The sequence below is a fragment of the Flaviflexus equikiangi genome (assembly GCF_014069875.1).
Lineage (GTDB): Bacteria > Actinomycetota > Actinomycetes > Actinomycetales > Actinomycetaceae > Flaviflexus > Flaviflexus equikiangi.
In genome coordinates, this window is the sequence record NZ_CP059676.1 from 1,644,986 (window position 1) to 1,662,683 (window position 17,698).

A 17,698-nucleotide genomic window follows, 5' to 3' on the forward strand; every position below is an offset into this window, starting at 1 on the left:
CTCTCACTAACTCTAGCGACAACCGTACTCGTGTGCGAATGCACCACGCGGAAACGGGAGCCTTCAGGCTCCCGTTCCGTTGTTCGATGCTAGGCTTCGATGCGCTTCGGCTTTCGCGAGGTCAAGACCTCGTCGACAAGACCGTATTCCTTCGCCTGCTGGGCGGTCAGAATCTTGTCCCGATCAATATCCTTCGAGACCTCTTCCTTCGTCTTGCCGGAGTGATCGGCGAGAGTCTGCTCAAGCCAGTCCCTCATGCGGTCGATCTCGTTCGCGACGATCTCGATATCCGAGGCCTGTCCCTGCACGCCCTGCATGGCGGGCTGGTGGATGAGGACGCGTGCGTTCGGCAGTGCGAGGCGCTTGCCGGGCGCTCCTGCTGCGAGAAGCACGGCGGCCGCTGAGGCTGCCTGTCCCAGGCAGACGGTCTGCACCTCAGGCTTGATGTACTGCATCGTGTCGTAGATTGCGGTGAGCGCCGTGAAGGAGCCGCCGGGCGAGTTGATGTACATCGTGATGAGAGCATCCGGATCTTGCGACTCGAGGACGAGCAGCTGGGCCATGACGTCGTCGGCAGACGCGTCATCGACCTGGACGCCGAGGAAGATAATCCTGTCCTCGAACAGCTTCGCGTACGGGTCCTGACGCTTGTAGCCGTAAGGGGTGCGCTCCTCGAACGTGGGCAGCACGTAGCGAGATTCTGGCATGCGGGGCGCCATCATGGACGGGTAATTCACCTTGTACTCCTCATTCACTTGGTACCACCGCCGCCGGCCACGAGATCGGAGGTCTCGACGACATGATCGACGAACCCGTACTCGCGCGCCTCGTGCGCGGTGAACCACTTGTCGCGATCCGAATCCTCGATGATCTGCTCCACTGTCTTCCCCGTCTGCTGAGCGGTGATCTGGGACAGCTCGTGCTTCATCTTGATGATGAGATCAGCGTTGATACGAATATCTGCCGCCGTGCCGCCTGCTCCGCCGGAGGGCTGGTGCATGAGGACACGCGTGTGCGGGGTGATGTAGCGCTTGCCCGGGGTGCCGGAGGTGAGGAGGAACTGGCCCATCGACGCAGCCATGCCCATCGCGACCGTGGCGACATCGGGCTGGATGTACTTCATGGTGTCGTAGATTGCCATACCGGCCGTGACGGAGCCGCCGGGCGAGTTGATGTACAGGTAGATATCTTCCTCAGGATCCTCTGCGGCGAGCAGAAGCATCTGGGCGCAGATCGAGTTCGCAATATCGTCGCGAACCTCGGATCCGAGCCAGATGATGCGTTCCTTGAGAAGGCGGTTGAAGATGTGGTCGCTCAAGCCGAGATTGCCAGCCTGGCCCTGCATCGAGGGAAGTGTGCTCAATGGACAGCCTCCTGATTAAGAGTCCTTGCGTTCATTCGAGGTTAACGCACTCCCACAGCAGGACAGTCCCTCCCCTGCGTTTGTTTCGCTGATGGCGCATATGCCAAGGCGCCCGCGGGTTTTCCGCGGGCGCCTGACAGTGCAAGGACTACTTGGTCTCGTCCTCGGCTGATTCAACCTTCTTCGCCGGAGCCTTCTTGGCGGGAGCCTTCTTCGCGGCAGGCTTCTTCGCGGGAGCCTTCTTCGGAGCGGGCTTCTCCTCGCCCTCGACTTCGTCGGCCTTCTTGGCGGGGGCCTTCTTCGCGGCAGGCTTCTTCGCGGGAGCCTTCTTCGGAGCGGGCTTCTCCTCGCCCTCGGCCTCGTCGGCCTTCTTGGCGGGGGCCTTCTTCGCAGCAGGCTTCTTCGCGGGTGCCTTCTTCGGAGCCGGCTTCTCAGCCTCGGCCTCGTCGGTGGCATCGACGGTCACTGCTTCGTCAGCGGACTCGGCGACGGGTGCCTCGACGGCCTCATCGGCCGTTCCCTCGTTCTCGTCGATGATCGACTTCACGTCGATCGGATCGCCGTTCTCGTCCACGACCTTGACCTCGCGCAGGGCAAGGATGAGGGCCTTGTTGCGGGTGAGTTCGCCTGCGAAAGCGGAGATCTGGTTCGTCTGGGCTGCGGCCTGGATGAACTGGTTGGGCTCGATCTTGTACATCTGAGCCTGCTGGACCATGAACTCGAGGAGCTCGTCCTGGCCGATCGTCACCTCAAGCTTCTCGGTGATCGCATCGAGGATCATCTGGTCGCGGAAGGTCTTCTCGGTGTCCTCACGGATCTCATCACCGTGCGGGTCACCTTCCTCCTTGCCCTCTGCTTCGAGGTGGCGCTTGATCTCAGCATCGATGACGCGGGACGGGACGGGAACCTCAAGCTGCTTGTTGAGCTCCTCGAGGAGGAGGTCGCGAGCGCCGTAGACGACGTCCGTCAGCTTGTCCTTCTCGGCAGCCGTGCGCAGGTCGGCCGTGAACTCGTCGATCGTGTCGAACTCGGAAGCGAGCTGGGCGAAATCGTCGTCAGCGTCGGGGAGCTCAGACTCCTTGACGGACTGCACGGTGACAGTCACATCGGCCTCTTCGCCCTCGTGCTCGCCACCGGCGAGAGTCGAGGTGAACGTTGTCGTCTCGCCGGCCTGGAGGCCTTCGAGTGCTTCGTCGATGCCCTCGAGGAGGTTCCCGGAGCCGAGCTGGTAGGAGATACCGGAGACGGAGTCGACGACCTCGTCACCGATCTTCGCCTCCATGTCGATCGACACGTAGTCCTTGGGCTCAACGGGACGGGAAACGGACTTGAGAGTCGCGAAGCGCTCCCTCATCTCCGTCATCCGAGCCTCGACGTCCTCATCGGTCACGACCGGCTTCTCGGCAGTGAGCGTGATGTCAGACAGGTTGGGGAGAGTGATCTCGGGACGAGTATCCACCGAGATCTCCACGACGAGCTTCCCGCCGGGAGCGCCCTCCATGGCCGGCCATTCCGTGATCTCGACGTCGGGCTGGCCGATCGGGGACAGCTCGTTCTCGGTGATCGCGTCCTGGTAGTACCCATCGAGGGAGTCGTTGACCGCCTGCTCGATGATGGCGGGACGGCCGATGCGGCCTTCGAGGATGCGGGTCGGGACCTTGCCGCGGCGGAAGCCCGGAATGCTAATCTGCTCGGACAGCTTCTTCGCCGCGGTATCCACGGCCGGCTTCAGCTCGTCGTACTCGACCTCGACGGTGATCTTCACGCGGGTCGGTTCGAGCTGTTCAACGTTGCTCTTCACGAAAGTTACTCCAGTCATAGACGGTGTGGCAGGCTGCCACCTCACGTTTTACCTGCAACGGGTGCAGACATACCGGGTTATTCTACGACACGAAGGCCGCCAATTCCCACTGCGAGAGCCGACGGGTTGCGTACGCCACGTCCATGGGATATCGACCGGCAGCCTGACCACAGATTTCATACCGGGATACAGGTGCATCGGTCGCGAGGATTCGCGAGAGACTCGCGGTGATGGTCGGGGTGGCGGGACTCGAACCCACGGCCTTCCGCTCCCAAAGCGGACGCGCTACCAACTGCGCCACACCCCGTTGCCGCCGGAGCGACTTGCCCATCTTAGGCAGTGTTGGGAGCCGATTGGAAATCGGGAGCAAAAAGTTGGTACCCTCGAACCGTTGCGGGTGTAGCTCAATGGTAGAGCCTCTGCCTTCCAAGCAGATGGTGCGGGTTCGATTCCCGTCACCCGCTCCGCACAAGGCCCCGGTATCACCGGGGCCTTTCTCTTTGCCACGCGATCACTGTCGCACGGTCGGTGTTGTCATCATCCTTTCGGCTGATTCTTCTTTCACCACCACTGCCGATGTCTGTACACGGCTGGCCGGGTGAGATGGTGAGTATGGCTATTTCTTCTCACCGACCGTGGCTCGTGTCCCGTCGCGGCGCCTGGTCCACGCTCGGATTGTCTCTCGTTGTTCTGGTTCTCCTCTTCGGGTTGTTCGGGAGTGCGGAGGCTCCCCCGTCCGGCTCATCATCTCCAGCATCCTCAGAATCCCAGAAGGTCAGCGACTTCATGGCGGAACTCCCGGATGCTGGGCGGCAATCGGTGCTGCTCGTCGCGACGCGTGACGATGGCGGGGAGCTCACACAAACCGATCTGACGTCGTTCGACACCCTGGCCGAGGAAGTGACGGGGCAGCCTGGTGAGCTCATGGTGAGCGAGGACGGTCAGGCCGCTGCGGTCAGCGCCCCGATCACTGTCGGACAGAGCAGCACGGAGACAGCGGACGTTGTGAACGAGCTGCGTGCCGGTCTTGAGGACGCTCCGGAGGGAATGTCGGTGTGGGTGACGGGCGGTCCCGCCTTCGGCGCCGATATCGCCTCGTCGTTCGATGGAGCCGACATCACTCTTCTCGCCGTGACGATCGCGATCGTCGCCATCCTCCTCATCGCCACCTACCGCTCTCCCATCCTCTGGCTGCTTCCGCTCACCGTTGTCGCGTTAGCGGATGGTCTCGCTGGCCGAGTCACCGCGGCTGCCGGCCAGGCGTGGAATCTTGAGTTCGATGCGGGGATCGTCAGCGTTCTCGTGTTCGGTGCGGGAACGAACTATGCCCTCCTTCTGATCTCCCGGTACCGGGAGGAGCTGACGAAGGATGCGGATCATCGGAGTGCCCTGGGGCGGGCGTGGAGGCTCTCCATGCCAGCGATCCTTGCCTCCAACGTGACCGTCGTGATCTCTCTCCTCACCCTCGCCCTGTCTGTGATTCCCGGCACTCGAGGTCTTGGCCTCTCGTCGGCTCTCGGCCTTCTCATCGCACTTTCCGCGGTCACGTTCGTGCTTCCACCAGTCCTCGCGATTGCCGGCCGGCAGGCTTTCTGGCCCTTCGTGCCCAAGCCCGGATCCGCGGGAGCAGACGGCGGCGTGTGGCGCACGGTCGCCACACGTGTCTCCGCCCGGCCTGCCCGCGCACTGACAGCAGGATTAGTCCTTCTCGGTGTCATGGCCACCGGTCTCATCGGAACGTCGGTCGGATTGGATCAGGTCGAGAAGTTCCGTGTCCCGTCAGAATCCGCGGAAGGCCTGGAAGTCTTCGGCGATCACTTCCCCGCCGGTCAGACCCAGCCGATCTTCGTCCTCGCGAAAACCGAGCACGCGGCCGAGGTGATGGATGCGGTCTCAGACGTGGCGGGTGTCAGCCTCGTCCACCCGACGGCCGATCACGATGGCAGGACTGTCATCATGGTGACGAGCGAATATGCTCCCAGCACGCAGGAGAGCCTCGCTCAGATCGGTGACCTGCGGGAGGCTGCTCACGCGGTCGAGGGTGGGAATGCTCTCGTCGGCGGGGCAGTCGCCTCCGATGTGGACACGCGGGCCGGGACGACTCGAGACCTGCTTGTCATCGCTCCCCTCATCCTTGGCGCGAACTTCCTCGTTCTTGTTCTCCTGCTCCGGTCTTTCACTGCCCCAGCCATCCTCATCCTCGTCAACCTGGCCAGTTCCGTCGCCGCCATCGGTGCCGGTGCATGGCTTGGCCGCATCCTCTTCGATCAGCAGGCTCTCGACCTGCAGGTGCCGCTCCTCGCGTTCCTCTTCCTCGTGGCCCTGGGGATCGATTACACGATCTTCCTCGTCCACCGCGCGAGGACAGAAGCGGCCCAGCGCGGCACAAGGGCCGGCATCGTCGAATCGGTTGCGCACACCGGTAGTGTGATCACAAGCGCCGGTATCGTTCTCGCCGGTGTCTTCGCCGCACTCGGCGTCCTGCCGCTCGTGACGCTCGGCCAGCTCGGCCTGATCGTCGGTCTCGGCATCATCGTCGATACGCTGGTGGTCCGGACCATCATCGTTCCCGCCATCTTCACCCTCGTCGGGGACGCCATCTGGTGGCCGGGCGGGCTGAGAACAGGAGAGGGCACACATGAGTCTCGTCGAGTCACCCCTCGGACAGGCTAGCGCCGCCCCGATGGTGCGGGCAATGATCGTCGGCCAGCATGTCATCGCGCTTGCCCTCACCCTCACCGGCATCGTCCGTGCCATCGGCACGGGCACGGCCCCCTGGGCCGCGATCGCTGCGGGATGTGCCGTCCTGGTGACACACGCGATCGGCACGCTCCTGCCAGGCCGGGGGACGGGCAGGCGCTGGCTCCTCGCCTTCACCGCCGTGTGGATCGGTGCTGTCGCCGTGTCGTCTGCCTTCGTGTGGCTCGCGTTCCTCCTGTGGCTTCTCGCCGGCCACCTCCTTCCCCTGCGGTGGGGCGTGGTGTACTCCGTGTGCGTCATGGCAGTGACGGCGGCGGCCCCTCTCCTCCATCACTCCACGACGACCTATGCGGAAGTCTTCGGTCCCCTGATCGGCGGCGTTTTCGCATTCGGCATCTCCCGCGGTTATCTTCAACTCCTGCGGGACGCACAGGAGCGGGAACGTTTCGTGGATGCCCTCACGCACGCCCAGGGGGAGATGGCGGCGCTGCAGGACGAGCTCGCCCACGCGCAGCGCCAATCCGGGGCGCTTGCGGAACGGACCCGGCTCGCACGGGAGATCCATGACACGGTCGCGCAGGGCCTGTCCTCGATCAGGCTGATCGCACATGCTGAGACCGACCGCTCGGAGGATCCCCGATCCTCCGATGCTCTGGCCCGGATCGAATCCCTTGCCGGGCAGAGCCTGACGGACGTCCGCCGCATCGTCGCCGCCCTGGCCCCGGTCGAGCTGGAGAGGACGGCGCTCGCGACTGCGCTCGATCGTCTCCTGTCGCGGCTGCGGGAGGAAACGGGGATGGAGGCCTCCCTCTATGTGGATCCTGATCTCCCCCTCCTCCCCACCAGTGTCGAGGTTGCCCTGCTCCGCTCCGCCCAATCGGCGTTGGCGAATGTGCGCCAACACGCCGCCGCCTCCAGAGTCGTCGTCAGTCTGACCTATGGGGACGGTGTGCGGCTGGATGTTGTCGACGATGGTCGAGGCTTCGACCTGCCCTCGTGGGAGGCTGCAGGGAAGGACACGGCCGCAAGTTTCGGTCTACGCTTCATGCGGGCCCGGCTGAAGGAGCTCGGAGGCGGTCTCGATATCGAGGCCAGCCCCGACGACGGCACTGCCCTCTCCATCCATCTTCCTCTCGGAGCATCATGACAACCACCGTCCTCATTGTCGACGATCATCCGGTCGTGAGAAGCGGCCTGCGCACCGTCCTCGACGCCGATCCGTCCCTCACGATCATCGGGGAGGCGGGTACCGGCGAGGAGGCGTTGGAGATGGCGGGGGAGCATCATCCCGATGTGGTTCTCTGCGATCTGCGGCTGGGCGATGGGATGGACGGGATCGAGACGACGGCGGCACTCCGCACGCTCTCCCCCGCCCCAGCCGTTGTCATCCTCACGACGTTCGATCGTGATGTCGAGATCATGGGAGCGGTGGAAGCGGGCGCGGCCGGCTACATCCTCAAGGATGTTGCCCCCGAGAAGATTGCCGAGGCGATACGGCGTGCCGGTGCCGGGGAACTCGTCCTCTCCCCCGATCTCGCCTCCCGGGTTCTTTCCGGGATGAGGAGGCCACGCCTGACGGAGCGTGAGATCGAGGTCCTTCAGCTCCTCTCGACGGGCGCCACGAACAAGGAGATCTCGCGGGCGCTGTTCGTCACCGAGGCCACGGTCAAGAGCCATATCGCCCACATCTTCACGAAACTCGATGTGGATTCCCGCTCGCGCGCCGTGCACGTCGCACGCACGAAGGGCTTCCTCTAGGATCGACGGGGAGGCGAATCATGGCAGATCTACACATTCCATCAGGGCCGGGTGCGCCCGATGGCATCATCGTGCCCTCCCATGAGCTCGTCGAACAGTTCTCCCGCGCCTCGGGACCCGGCGGGCAGGGTGTCAATACGACTGACTCCCGCGTTCAGCTCAGCCTCGATCTCGGAGCCACGTCAGCACTGAACCCGGTTCAGCGGGCCCGCGTCCTCGACCGTCTGGCCAGCCGCCTCACCGGCACTATCATCACCGTCACGGCCTCGGAGCACCGCTCGCAACGGCACAATCGTGAGGCGGCCCGCCTGCGCCTGGCAACCCTGATCCGCGACGCCGTGGCCCCACCCCTGCCGCGCCGTCCCACCAGGCCGAGCAGAGGGTCGGTGCGGCGCCGCCTGGAGGGCAAGAAACACCGGGCACAGATCAAGGAGAACCGCAGGCGCCCGCGAGACTACTAGGAAGATTCCTCTCATAGGCCCGTTGTGGGCGGTACTGAGCGGGCTCGCTATCGCTTCGCGGGATTCGCGCCCCAGCCGAACCTGTCGGCCCACCGCCGCCAGGGCGGCTTGGTCTCCCAGTTGAGGCTGAGTGTGGTGAAGGCACGGGCGAGACGGCGGCGCCATTGGGGGCCCAGGTGGACGGAGCGTCCCGATACCTCAACCTGAAGGTGTGTGACGAGGGCGATCTGTGCCCCCGCGCCGAGGACAAGGGCGAGATCCATGTCGTCGTGGATCTCCTGATTGTCCCGGTGCACTCGGGCAGACACGTTCTCCCAGGCCGATCGGCGGATCGCCATGGAGGATCCCCAGAGGACGTGATGAGCGGCGGCAAGGCCCCCCAGGGCGTAGTAGCTTCCCAGGTAGAAGCCGCAGAGGATCCGTCCGAGGAGGGGCGGAACATCGTAGAACACTCCCCATCCCGTCACCGCCGCAGCATCGGGCCGCTCCGCGAAGGCGCGGAGGATCTTTTCGATCCAGTCCGATCTGACGATCGTGTCGGCGTCGCAGCGTGCGATGATCGAGGCGCGTGCACTGTCGTATCCGGTCGCGGCCGCGGCGGGAATGCCGACCTGCGGCTCGTGGACGACGCGGGCTCCGAACGAGCGTGCGATAGCAGCCGAGTCATCGGTTGACCCGTTGTCGACAATGATGATCTCGTCCGGAGGAACAGTCTGGGCGGCCAATGCTTGCAGGCACCGCTAGAGAAGTCGAGCATCGTTGCGTACGGGGATGACAACGCTGACGCTATCCATTGTGCCTCCGAGTGTAGAGAACCGCCGTGACGAGGGATCCTGCCAGCCCGCAGGTCAGATCGCCGATCGTGTCGTCATAGCCGACCCCGATGCTGTCGTTGATGAGAGTGTGGCCGATCCACTCCCCGATCTCCCAGAGGACACCGAGCCCCGCCCCGAAGGCCGTGATGACAAGGATGCTGCCGCTGCGGGACAACACGTCTGGGAGGACTCCGGCGCGCTGGAGAGTGAGGAAAGCAAGAAGGGCGAGGAGACCGTTGGCCGCGACGTGCACGACCATGTCGAGGGACGGATAGATCCTGTACCAGTCGAGGACCGAGGCCCAGGCAGCGAGGATCAGAGTCACCCCGATCAGCATCTGCAGCCGTGCCGGCAACGCCGCCACCCTGGCCACCGTGACGCCGAGCGCGACAAGGGCGAAGAGCGCGGCCGCGACCGCATCGAACCAGAAACTCGCCAGGAGGGAGAGGAGGACTGCCAGTGCGACAGCATCGGCGCCCCGCCGCTCCCACGGCGTGCCCTGGACCGCGAGGCTAGGATGCATAGGCGATCCAGATGAAGAGCTGTGTCACGAGGAAGCCGGAGAGGAGGTTCAGCCAGATAAACCTCCGCCATCCTCTGTTCGCCTCCTCGCACTGCTCGTCGCTCAGGTTGAGGTACGGGATCGTGTTCGCCACGTAGGGCAGGACAAGGAGGGCAGAGAGCGCCCCCGGCCATCCCGTCCCCAACAGCAGCAGCCCTGCGATCGAATATCCGGCTGCCGCGGCACGCGCGGTCGCTCTCGCACCGAGCCACGTCGCAACCGACGAGATCTCAGCCTCCCTGTCCGCCTGAATGTCCTGGATCGCTCCGAAGGCCTGCGAGGCCATGCCCCACAGGAAGAAGGCGACCAGGGCGCAGATGATCGCCGCGGACCAGTCTGCGCCCACGAGTGCGAGTCCGAACACGGCGGGACTGACGAAGTGGGTTGCGGAGGTCGCAGAGTCGAGGACGGGCTTCTCCTTGAAGCGCAGGCCCCGAGCGGAGTAGGCGATGACAGCGAAGACGCTGATCCCGAGCACCACGGTCGAGAGCGCATTGCCCATGATGGCGAGTGCGATGATGAACGGGAGGTTCGTCACGATCGCGGCGATGATGGTCAGACGGTGCCAGCGCTTCGAGAGCACAACACCCTCGATCCCGCCCTTGCGGGGATTGCGCAGGTCCGACTCATAGTCGAAGACGTCGTTCACGCCGTACATGAGCAGGTTGTAGGGGATGAGGAACCACAGGGTGCCGATGACGAGCTCAGCCGTCATCCCGCCCCCGGCCATGATGTAGGCGGCGGCAAACGGGTAGGCCGTGTTGATCCAGCTGACCGGGCGCGAGGATCCGATGAGGTTCCGCAGACCCTCCGAGACGGGATGGCGTTCGCCGCTCATCGTGTACCTTTCTGTGCGGTGAGTACCGCGAGCGAGGGAAGAAGAAGACCCGCGGCCACCGGCCACGCCAGGTCTTCGATGGGGGCGTGCCACAGGCGGATGCCGAGCAGGACGCTGTCGTCGTACCGGAACAGGTCCGAGAGGATCATGAGGCTGTCGAAGACGATCGTGAGAACACAGAGGATGACGATGGTGAGGCCAGTGACAGTCCACCAGCGCGCACCGAGTCCGTGCGTGACCGAGACGACCACGGCAACGGCTCCGCATGCGAGGACGAAGAGCGCCGCGAGCAGAGCATAGGTCACGACAGGTCCTTCCGGTCCGCAACCAGCCGCCCGATGAGGCCGTGGAGGACGAGAGTGAGATAGCAGAGGAATGTGATGAAGAGCAGCTCTTCGACCGGCAGATCGGGGGCGAGCATGAGTCCTGTCATCGCCTCGCTCTCGCCCCGATAGTAGAAGCCCTGCTCGATCGCGATGATGTCCCACAGGAGGAAGAGGGCGATCCCGGCGAGAATGGTCAGCAGGCTCCGGATCGGAGTCTTCCACATGACGAGGCGGAACCGCGCGTCGAGGAGAGCCATGCACCCGGTGACGAAGAGAAGGACGCCGCCATAGAGGAACGACATCACCCGAGCCGCTCCACAGGGTTCGGCGATCGATCCCCCCGCACATGCTTGAGGACGAGCTCGGCGCTGATGAGGCACATGGGCAGGCCGATGCCGGGGATCGTGCTCGACCCAGCATAGTAGAGTCCGTCGACCCGTCGGGACCTGTTGCCGGCACGGAACATGGCGCTCTGGCCGAGCGTGTGGGCGGGGCCCAGCATCCCTCCCCGCCATGCGGACAGATCTGCCGCGAAGTCACCCGGGCCGATCGTGCGCCGAACAACGATCCGCTCCGCCAGATCAGGAATATTCGCCCATGCCGAGATCTGGGCGATCGCATCATCCGCCGCCCTTTCGATCACACTGTCACCGGCGCCGTCCGCGCCGCCCCGACCGATCGCGGGAGCCGCGGGAACAGGAATGAGGATGAACAGGTTCTCGTGGCCCTCGGGAGCGACCGAGGGGTCCGTCTCGGACGGTTTGCAGACGTAGGCGGAGGCCGGGGACGGCATCCGACCCTCCCGGATCGCGTCGAAGTTCTCCCGCCAGTCCGTCGTGAAGAACAGGGAGTGGTGCGGCATCTCAGGGAGCTGGCCGCGCACGCCGAGCAGGACGAGGACAGCGCCCGGCCCCGATTCGCGCTTGTCCCACCATGAGGCGGGGAATGTTTGAAGAGAAGGCGGCAGGAGCTTCGTCTCGCCGTGGAACAGGTCTCCCGCACCGACGACCAGGTCGGCGTCGTGCCGGTGCTCGATCCCCTCCCCATCACGCCAGACGAGTCCCGCTGCCCGCGCCCTGCGGCCGCGCACCCTTCGCGGGCTGGAGGCCGGAAGCGGGTCGGTGAGAATGCTCGTGACAGAGGCGCCCGTTGTCACAGTCGCACCCGAGGATGTCGCGAGGCGGTGGATAGCGTCGATGAGAGCGGTGAAGCCGCCCTGCGGGTACATGACCCCGCCCGTCAGGTCGAGGGCGCTCATGAGGTGATAGAGGCTGGGTGTGCGCTCGGGAGAGGACCCGAGGAAGACGGCGGGATATCCGAGGATCTGGCGCAGCCGGTTGTCGCTGAAGCGCTTCCCCACAAACGTCTCGAGGGACTGGGTGAGGAGCGGAGCCAGCTTGGGGAGATTGCCGATGACATCGCTGACGAGAAGATTGGTCGGGTCGGTGAAGTTCGTGTACAGGAAGTGCTTGAGCGCAAGATCGTAGGCTTCCTGCGCGGAGCCCACGTAATCCGCGAGCTTCCTGCCTGCGCCCGGCTCGACACTGTCGAACGTGGCCACATTCGAGTCGAAGTCCCGCGCGATATCGAGAGGCTCCCCCTCCTCGTAGAAGACGCGATAGGCGGGGTCGAGCACCCGCAGGTCGAGTTCTTTCTCCGCGGACGTCCCGAACAGCTCGAAGAAGTGGTCGAACACGTCTGGCATGAGATACCAGGACGGCCCCGTATCGAAGCGGAAGCCGTCGGCGGCAATGGAGCCGGCACGGCCGCCCACATTCTCCCGCTGTTCGAAGACGTTCACCTCGTGCCCATCGGCGGACAGGAGCGCGGCAGTGGCTAGGCCGGCGATACCGGCCCCGATGATGGCGACTTTCATGACATCCTCACGATGTGGTGGGCAATGATGCGGGCTTTCACCGTGTCCGGGACACGGACTCGGTTCGAGGTGATCTCGTCGACGCTGGCGGCGCGCAGACGCCGCGACAGTTCTGCGAACAGTGCGTGGGCAACGCTGACGGCACGCCGGGAATCCGCGGGGATATGGGGGATGACGTCCGCCGCGGCAGCCAGGTCCGCGTCGATCTCATCCATGATCCGGACCTTCTCGGCTTCCGTCAGGGTGGGGAAATAGCTGCGTCCCAGTGCTGTCTTGTCGGTCGCCAGATCCCTCATGAAGTTGACGTTCTGGAACGCGGCACCGAGTCTGCGCGCCCCGGGCGCCAGCTCGTCGTAGAGTGCGCCGTTGCCGCGGACGAACACGCGCAGGCACATGAGGCCGACGACTTCGGCCGAGCCGTACACGTATCCTGACAGGCTCTCGTCCGTATGCTCTGCGACCGTGAGGTCGGCTCTCATCGAATCGAAGAAAGGATCAATGAGCTCGGCATCGATCCCGTGCTCCCGTGCAGTCAGGGCAAATGCGTGGACGACGAGATTCGCGCTCCCGCCGATCGATATCGCTCGATGCACATCGGCTTGGAGATCATCGAGCAGGGCCGCTCGAGTCGGGGTATCCCACGGTTGACGATCATCGTCGACCAGCTCATCCGCGACCCGGACGAGGGCGTAGATGCAGCGCACGTGGGTTCGTGCGGGTTCTCGAAGCAGGCGCGTCGCCCACCCGAATGATGTCGAATACCTGTCGATGATCGAGCCTGAACTCGACCTGGCCACATCGTCGTAGAGAGATGATGATGGGAGCTTCCGACTGTCCCGCCTCATGAGGCCACCCCGTGGGCAGATGCCTGGGTTCCGAGAATCTGGTCGATGGCCGCAGTCACGACATCGGAGGCATCCCCCGGGAGGCGTGCGGCCGATGCGAGGGCAGACCGGCGGTAGTCCCCCGCCAGTGCGAGCACCGAGTCTCTCGCTCCGCTCTCCGTGAGAAGAGTGCGGGCTCGCCCAGCCTCGGCGAGAGTCAGGTCCGCCCTGCCGACGTAGCGCGACAGGTCATCCCACTGGCTCGTCGAACGAGCAAACACCATGAGGGCCGTGAATTTGCCTTCCCGCAGGTCAGAAAGCGGATCCTTGCCCGTCTGATCGGGGCTGGCGAAGACACCATCGAGATCATCGAGGAGTTGGAAGGCAATCCCCACATCGCGCCCAGCCTGCCCCAGGTCGGAGATGACATGCTCATCCGCCTCAGCCAGGATTGCGGCCGCCTGCATCGGCAGCTCGAACGAGTACGCGGATGTCTTCCAGGCGGCGATGTCGAGCACGTCGGAAAGATCCGCTCCCGTGAACGAGACTCGCACGTCCGCGAGCTCACCGGCGGCGCTGCGATGAAGGACGAGATCGACAAGATCGAGGAGGCGAGACATGACGTCCGGTTTCGCGCCGCACATCGCAATGTTCCTCATCGCGCCGGCCAGGGCAAGATCGCCCGCGAGAATGCCTGCCGTCTCCCCATACCTGTGGGCTTGCGCCTGCGGCGCTCCTGCTGCGATGGCGCGAGCGGAGAAGGTGCCCGTCACGTTGGGCTTGCCGCGGCGCAGCTGATCGCCGTCGATGACATCATCGTGGATGACGAACGTCGTGTGGAAGAGCTCGACCGCGTCCGCGACGAAGCCGGCAGATAGCTCATCGGTGCCGCCAAGGGCGCGGTAGACGGAAAGAAGGAGGCGGGGCCGGAACCGCTTCCCCCCGATCGCTTGTTCTCGGATTGCACGCCACAGGTTGCGGTCGTGCTCATCCAGGCTTCGACTCAACGCCGAGTCGAAGAGAGGATCAAGCGAAGAGGGCTGGGACATGGGTCCTCGTCTCGTAGGCTGGCAGGACGGCAGTGTCGTTGCATTAGATCATCGAACCACGCACGCCGGTAGAGACACGGTCGCCGCGGAGCGCGGTTCCAACGTTCCCAGAGTAGCAAAAAGTGGTGCTGAGAATACTCAGCACCACTTCCGCTTCAACGTTTTAGTCGATCGCGCCAGTCTGGTAAGCCTTGGCCAGACGGCGGGGAATACGAACCTCGCGACCCTGGACCTTGACCGTGACGAGCTCGGTCATCTGGGCCTTCCACTGGGACCGGCGGTTGCGCGTATTGCTACGCGACATTTTATGCTTGGGAACAGCCATAGCGCCGCTCCTTCCTTGTTCAGGCGGCCTGAGCCGCGAAAATTTCTACCAGGAGGACTTGGTTACGCCCGGGAGTTCGCCGCGCAGCGCCATGTGGCGCATGCGGACGCGGGAGAGACCGAAGGCGCCGATGTAACCGCGGGGACGACCATCGATGGCGTCGCGGTTACGCAGGCGGACAGGAGACGCATCACGCGGGAGTGCGTGCAATGCGGCCATAGCCTCATCACGCTCCTCCTGCGTCAGGTTCATATCCACCGAAGCCTTCTTCAACTGTGCGCGACGCTCTGCGTAGCGCTCGACGATCTCGCGGCGCTGCTTGTCACGCGCAATCTTCGACTTCTTCGCCATGCTTACCTCTCTTTACCAGAACACTCTGTCCCGGTAATACTTCTCTATCGTGCTGGACCTACCAGGAGTTTCCTCGCGCGATGGGGATCACCCGGAGGGACAGCGGTCCGACAAACAATCGTAACGCAGAATCCATCGAGAACCCTAGTTACGTCGGACACCAAATCCGCGCAGTCGGTCACACTGCGACTGAACGGACCCGAGCCGATTGACATACTACCCACTAGGATAGGGGTATGGCCCGCACGATTCGAACCAGCGTGAGAACTGAGCTTGTGATTTCCCGCTCCCGTTTCATCACGCACCTCTCCCCCGCGGCCGACCCGGACGAGGCGCGAGCCGTTGTCGCCGACCTCCGGTCCGAGTTCCCCGATGCTCGCCACCACTGCTCTGCCTGGATCGTGCGCGTGGAGGGTGAACTGGATCGGGAGCATTCATCGGACGATGGGGAGCCGTCCGGGACGGCAGGCCGCCCCATGCTGGATGTGCTGCGAGGCGCAGGCCTCACGGATGTTGCCGCAGTCGTCGTCCGCTACTTCGGCGGCATCCTGCTCGGAACCGGCGGACTCGTGCGCGCCTACTCCGACTCGGTGTCTGACGCGATTGCGGAGGCAGAGATCTGGACGGTCGATGACGTGCCCCGCTGGTCGATCTCGGTCCCCCCAGCATCGGCTGGGCGCCTCGAATCGGCCCTCCGCAACGCCGGCATGGCCGTCGAGGCGCAGTGGGGCGAATGCGTCACGCTCCTTGTGACGACGTCCGATCGCGATCATCTCACGGCCCTGGCCAGCGCAGACTTGGGATATGACGTCACCCCGGACCCGGCAGGAACCGTTCCGCTGTTCTCTCGCTGAGCGAACGGGACTTGCCCAGTGGCAAAGGTCATGAAACTATAGCCATGAGCAACTAGCTGATCTTTTAACTATTTCCAGGAGGCGATCATGGGCACACTGATCCCCACATCCTCCTGTGTCTGCTGTCGCTGCCTGATCTGTCTGTAGAGTGCCGGGCTCCAAAGGTGCGCTTTCCGCACGCCCGACACTCATACCCTTCATAGACCGATCCACTCCACGACTATTCTTGAGGACCAAACATGTCTCGTATCGCATCTGACGCAACCCAGCTCATCGGCAACACGCCCCTCGTCCGCATCAACAACCTCTTCCCCGACTCGAAGGCGACCGTTCTCGCGAAGCTCGAGTTCTACAACCCAGCCAACTCCGTCAAGGACCGCATCGGTGTCGCCATCGTCGACGCGGCCGAGAAGTCGGGACAGCTTCCCGCCGGCGGCACGATCGTCGAAGCCACATCGGGCAACACCGGTATCGCCCTCGCCTTCGTGGGAGCCGCACGCGGCTACAAGGTCGTGCTGACGATGCCGTCGTCGATGTCGAAGGAGCGCCGCGCCCTGCTTCGCGCCTACGGTGCGGAGCTCATCCTCACGGAGCCCTCCGAGGGCATGCGAGGCGCCGTCGCCAAGGCTGAGGAGGTTGCGAAGGAGCGCGAGGGTGCGGTGCTCGCATCGCAGTTCGCGAACGAAGCGAATCCTGCCATCCATGAAGCCACGACCGGTCCCGAGATCTGGAATGACACGGACGGCGACGTCGCGGCTCTCGTCGCCGGCATCGGCACAGGCGGCACGATCACCGGCACGGGACGCTACCTGCGCTCCCAGAACCCGGACATCAAGCTGTTCGCCGTGGAGCCCGCCGAGTCCCCGCTCCTGTCCGGAGGCAAGGCCGGCCCGCACAAGATCCAGGGCATCGGCGCGAACTTCGTGCCCGACGTCCTCGACACGGAGATCTATGACGAGGTCATTGCGGTGCCCTCGGAAGATGCCTTCACGTGGGCGCGCGCTGCCGCGACGAAGGAAGGCCTCCTCGTCGGCATCTCCTCCGGCGCGGCTCTCAAGGCTGCCGGCGAGATCGCGTCCCGCGACGAGTTCGCGGGCAAGACCATCGTCGTCATCATCCCGTCCTTCGGCGAACGCTACCTGTCGACACCCCTCTTCGAAGGCCTGGTGGACTGACCATGATCTTCTCGCTTGGCGCCTCTCTCGGCACCCTCCTCAAGGAAGATCTTGAGGCGGCGCGCAAGCGGGACCCCGCCGCGCGTACGCCCCTCGAGGTCGCTCTGGCCTATCCCGGGGTGCACGCGCTATGGGCGCACCGCATCGCTCACGCGATGTGGAACTCATCGGATCGTCTCAAGCTCCCTGCCCGTCTCCTCTCCCAGATAGCCCGCTCCATCACCGGTATCGAGATCCACCCGGGCGCTAGCCTGGGGCGCCGCATGTTCATCGATCACGGTATGGGAGTGGTCATCGGGGAGACGGCAGAAGTGGGCGAAGACGTCATGATCTACCACGGCACCACTCTCGGGGGCGTGTCCCTCAGCAAGGGCAAACGTCATCCGACTGTCGGCAATCGGGTCACGATCGGTGCGGGAGCGAAGATTCTCGGCCCCATCACACTCGGTGACGACAGCCAGGTCGGCGCCAACGCCGTCGTGATCCGCGATGTTCCCGCGGGCGTCACAGCGGTCGGTGTCCCGGCGAAGAACCGAGCAGTCCCCGTCTTGGAGCCCGCCGTCGATCCGGCGATCTGGATCTGAGAGTCGAACGATGAACGGGAAGGGCGGCCCTCGGGC

Annotated in this window: 20 protein-coding genes and 2 tRNA genes; 8 read left to right on the plus strand and 14 right to left on the minus strand. The window is 64.4% G+C overall.

What is annotated here, in order from left to right:
• Positions 1 to 89 precede the first annotated feature (89 nt).
• The 4 genes from H2O75_RS07695 to H2O75_RS07710 form a co-directional block, all read right to left on the minus strand.
• Positions 90 to 722, minus strand: a complete 633-nt coding sequence (locus H2O75_RS07695) for an ATP-dependent Clp protease proteolytic subunit (RefSeq protein WP_182175084.1) — start codon at positions 720 to 722, stop codon at positions 90 to 92.
• Positions 723 to 751: 29 nt separating this feature from the next.
• Complete coding sequence (locus H2O75_RS07700) at positions 752 to 1,345, minus strand: ATP-dependent Clp protease proteolytic subunit (protein ID WP_182175087.1); 594 nt, start codon at positions 1,343 to 1,345, stop codon at positions 752 to 754.
• A gap of 166 nt (positions 1,346 to 1,511) precedes the next feature.
• On the minus strand, positions 1,512 to 3,164 hold the full coding sequence (gene tig, locus H2O75_RS07705; protein ID WP_182170455.1) for a trigger factor: 1,653 nt from the start codon (positions 3,162 to 3,164) through the stop codon (positions 1,512 to 1,514).
• Positions 3,165 to 3,395: 231 nt separating this feature from the next.
• A tRNA-Pro gene (locus H2O75_RS07710) sits at positions 3,396 to 3,471 on the minus strand.
• 86 nt (positions 3,472 to 3,557) lie between these two features.
• Here H2O75_RS07710 and H2O75_RS07715 point away from each other — a divergent pair.
• The 5 genes from H2O75_RS07715 (at position 3,558) to arfB (ending at position 8,083) form a co-directional block, all read left to right on the plus strand.
• A tRNA-Gly gene (locus tag H2O75_RS07715) sits at positions 3,558 to 3,628 on the plus strand.
• A gap of 148 nt (positions 3,629 to 3,776) precedes the next feature.
• Entirely contained in the window at positions 3,777 to 5,837 is a 2,061-nt protein-coding gene (locus tag H2O75_RS07720; protein WP_220462716.1) for an MMPL family transporter, read from the plus strand.
• The gene (locus H2O75_RS07725) at positions 5,803 to 7,011 is read left to right on the plus strand and encodes a sensor histidine kinase (protein WP_182170460.1); all 1,209 of its coding nucleotides are present in this window, start codon (positions 5,803 to 5,805) and stop codon (positions 7,009 to 7,011) included. The genes H2O75_RS07720 and H2O75_RS07725 overlap by 35 nt, the downstream gene beginning before the upstream one ends.
• Positions 7,008 to 7,622: a response regulator gene (locus tag H2O75_RS07730; RefSeq protein WP_182170463.1), complete on the plus strand. Its 615-nt coding sequence runs from the start codon at positions 7,008 to 7,010 to the stop codon at positions 7,620 to 7,622. Before H2O75_RS07725 ends, H2O75_RS07730 begins: the two co-directional genes overlap by 4 nt.
• Before the next feature lie 20 nt (positions 7,623 to 7,642).
• Entirely contained in the window at positions 7,643 to 8,083 is a 441-nt protein-coding gene (gene arfB, locus H2O75_RS07735) for an alternative ribosome rescue aminoacyl-tRNA hydrolase ArfB (protein WP_182170466.1), read from the plus strand.
• A gap of 47 nt (positions 8,084 to 8,130) precedes the next feature.
• Here arfB and H2O75_RS07740 read toward each other — a convergent pair whose 3' ends face one another.
• From H2O75_RS07740 to rpsN, 10 genes are all read right to left on the minus strand, one after another.
• Entirely contained in the window at positions 8,131 to 8,817 is a 687-nt protein-coding gene (locus H2O75_RS07740) for a glycosyltransferase family 2 protein (protein WP_310650328.1), read from the minus strand.
• Positions 8,818 to 8,869: 52 nt separating this feature from the next.
• Positions 8,870 to 9,421, minus strand: a complete 552-nt coding sequence (locus tag H2O75_RS07745) for a DUF2238 domain-containing protein (protein ID WP_182170469.1) — start codon at positions 9,419 to 9,421, stop codon at positions 8,870 to 8,872.
• Complete coding sequence (locus tag H2O75_RS07750; RefSeq protein ID WP_182170472.1) at positions 9,411 to 10,298, minus strand: prenyltransferase; 888 nt, start codon at positions 10,296 to 10,298, stop codon at positions 9,411 to 9,413. Before H2O75_RS07750 ends, H2O75_RS07745 begins: the two co-directional genes overlap by 11 nt.
• Entirely contained in the window at positions 10,295 to 10,603 is a 309-nt protein-coding gene (locus H2O75_RS07755) for a lycopene cyclase domain-containing protein (RefSeq protein ID WP_182170475.1), read from the minus strand. The genes H2O75_RS07750 and H2O75_RS07755 overlap by 4 nt, the downstream gene beginning before the upstream one ends.
• Complete coding sequence (locus H2O75_RS07760; RefSeq protein WP_182170478.1) at positions 10,600 to 10,926, minus strand: lycopene cyclase domain-containing protein; 327 nt, start codon at positions 10,924 to 10,926, stop codon at positions 10,600 to 10,602. The genes H2O75_RS07755 and H2O75_RS07760 overlap by 4 nt, the downstream gene beginning before the upstream one ends.
• Complete coding sequence (crtI, locus tag H2O75_RS07765) at positions 10,926 to 12,500, minus strand: phytoene desaturase family protein (RefSeq protein ID WP_182170481.1); 1,575 nt, start codon at positions 12,498 to 12,500, stop codon at positions 10,926 to 10,928. Before crtI ends, H2O75_RS07760 begins: the two co-directional genes overlap by 1 nt.
• Positions 12,497 to 13,345, minus strand: a complete 849-nt coding sequence (locus tag H2O75_RS07770) for a phytoene/squalene synthase family protein (protein WP_182170484.1) — start codon at positions 13,343 to 13,345, stop codon at positions 12,497 to 12,499. Before H2O75_RS07770 ends, crtI begins: the two co-directional genes overlap by 4 nt.
• The gene (locus H2O75_RS07775) at positions 13,342 to 14,373 is read right to left on the minus strand and encodes a polyprenyl synthetase family protein (RefSeq protein ID WP_182170487.1); all 1,032 of its coding nucleotides are present in this window, start codon (positions 14,371 to 14,373) and stop codon (positions 13,342 to 13,344) included. Before H2O75_RS07775 ends, H2O75_RS07770 begins: the two co-directional genes overlap by 4 nt.
• 163 nt (positions 14,374 to 14,536) lie before the next feature.
• A complete protein-coding gene (gene rpmF, locus H2O75_RS07780) occupies positions 14,537 to 14,698 on the minus strand; it encodes a 50S ribosomal protein L32 (RefSeq protein WP_054952045.1) in 162 nt (53 codons plus the stop codon).
• 45 nt (positions 14,699 to 14,743) lie between these two features.
• Positions 14,744 to 15,049, minus strand: a complete 306-nt coding sequence (gene rpsN / locus H2O75_RS07785) for a 30S ribosomal protein S14 (protein WP_182170490.1) — start codon at positions 15,047 to 15,049, stop codon at positions 14,744 to 14,746.
• Between the two features lie 260 nt (positions 15,050 to 15,309).
• On the opposite strand from rpsN, the gene H2O75_RS07790 reads away from it, so the two are divergent.
• From H2O75_RS07790 to epsC, 3 genes are all read left to right on the plus strand, one after another.
• Positions 15,310 to 15,903, plus strand: a complete 594-nt coding sequence (locus tag H2O75_RS07790) for an IMPACT family protein (protein WP_259365228.1) — start codon at positions 15,310 to 15,312, stop codon at positions 15,901 to 15,903.
• Between the two features lie 239 nt (positions 15,904 to 16,142).
• Complete coding sequence (gene cysK / locus H2O75_RS07795) at positions 16,143 to 17,078, plus strand: cysteine synthase A (RefSeq protein ID WP_182170496.1); 936 nt, start codon at positions 16,143 to 16,145, stop codon at positions 17,076 to 17,078.
• Between the two features lie 5 nt (positions 17,079 to 17,083).
• The gene (gene epsC / locus H2O75_RS07800; protein WP_374971582.1) at positions 17,084 to 17,662 is read left to right on the plus strand and encodes a serine O-acetyltransferase EpsC; all 579 of its coding nucleotides are present in this window, start codon (positions 17,084 to 17,086) and stop codon (positions 17,660 to 17,662) included.
• Positions 17,663 to 17,698 lie beyond the last annotated feature (36 nt).

Coding starts and splice junctions, on each gene's coding strand:
- H2O75_RS07695 (WP_182175084.1), bottom strand. CDS start 722: ATGATGGCGCCCCGCATGCCAGAATCTCGCTACGTGCTGCCCACGTTC.
- H2O75_RS07700 (WP_182175087.1), bottom strand. CDS start 1,345: ATGCAGGGCCAGGCTGGCAATCTCGGCTTGAGCGACCACATCTTCAAC.
- H2O75_RS07720 (WP_220462716.1), top strand. CDS start 3,777: ATGGCTATTTCTTCTCACCGACCGTGGCTCGTGTCCCGTCGCGGCGCC.
- H2O75_RS07725 (WP_182170460.1), top strand. CDS start 5,803: ATGAGTCTCGTCGAGTCACCCCTCGGACAGGCTAGCGCCGCCCCGATG.
- H2O75_RS07730 (WP_182170463.1), top strand. CDS start 7,008: ATGACAACCACCGTCCTCATTGTCGACGATCATCCGGTCGTGAGAAGC.
- arfB (WP_182170466.1), top strand. CDS start 7,643: ATGGCAGATCTACACATTCCATCAGGGCCGGGTGCGCCCGATGGCATC.
- H2O75_RS07745 (WP_182170469.1), bottom strand. CDS start 9,421: ATGCATCCTAGCCTCGCGGTCCAGGGCACGCCGTGGGAGCGGCGGGGC.
- H2O75_RS07750 (WP_182170472.1), bottom strand. CDS start 10,298: ATGAGCGGCGAACGCCATCCCGTCTCGGAGGGTCTGCGGAACCTCATC.
- H2O75_RS07760 (WP_182170478.1), bottom strand. CDS start 10,926: ATGTCGTTCCTCTATGGCGGCGTCCTTCTCTTCGTCACCGGGTGCATG.
- crtI (WP_182170481.1), bottom strand. CDS start 12,500: ATGAAAGTCGCCATCATCGGGGCCGGTATCGCCGGCCTAGCCACTGCC.
- H2O75_RS07770 (WP_182170484.1), bottom strand. CDS start 13,345: ATGAGGCGGGACAGTCGGAAGCTCCCATCATCATCTCTCTACGACGAT.
- H2O75_RS07775 (WP_182170487.1), bottom strand. CDS start 14,373: ATGTCCCAGCCCTCTTCGCTTGATCCTCTCTTCGACTCGGCGTTGAGT.
- rpmF (WP_054952045.1), bottom strand. CDS start 14,698: ATGGCTGTTCCCAAGCATAAAATGTCGCGTAGCAATACGCGCAACCGC.
- rpsN (WP_182170490.1), bottom strand. CDS start 15,049: ATGGCGAAGAAGTCGAAGATTGCGCGTGACAAGCAGCGCCGCGAGATC.
- cysK (WP_182170496.1), top strand. CDS start 16,143: ATGTCTCGTATCGCATCTGACGCAACCCAGCTCATCGGCAACACGCCC.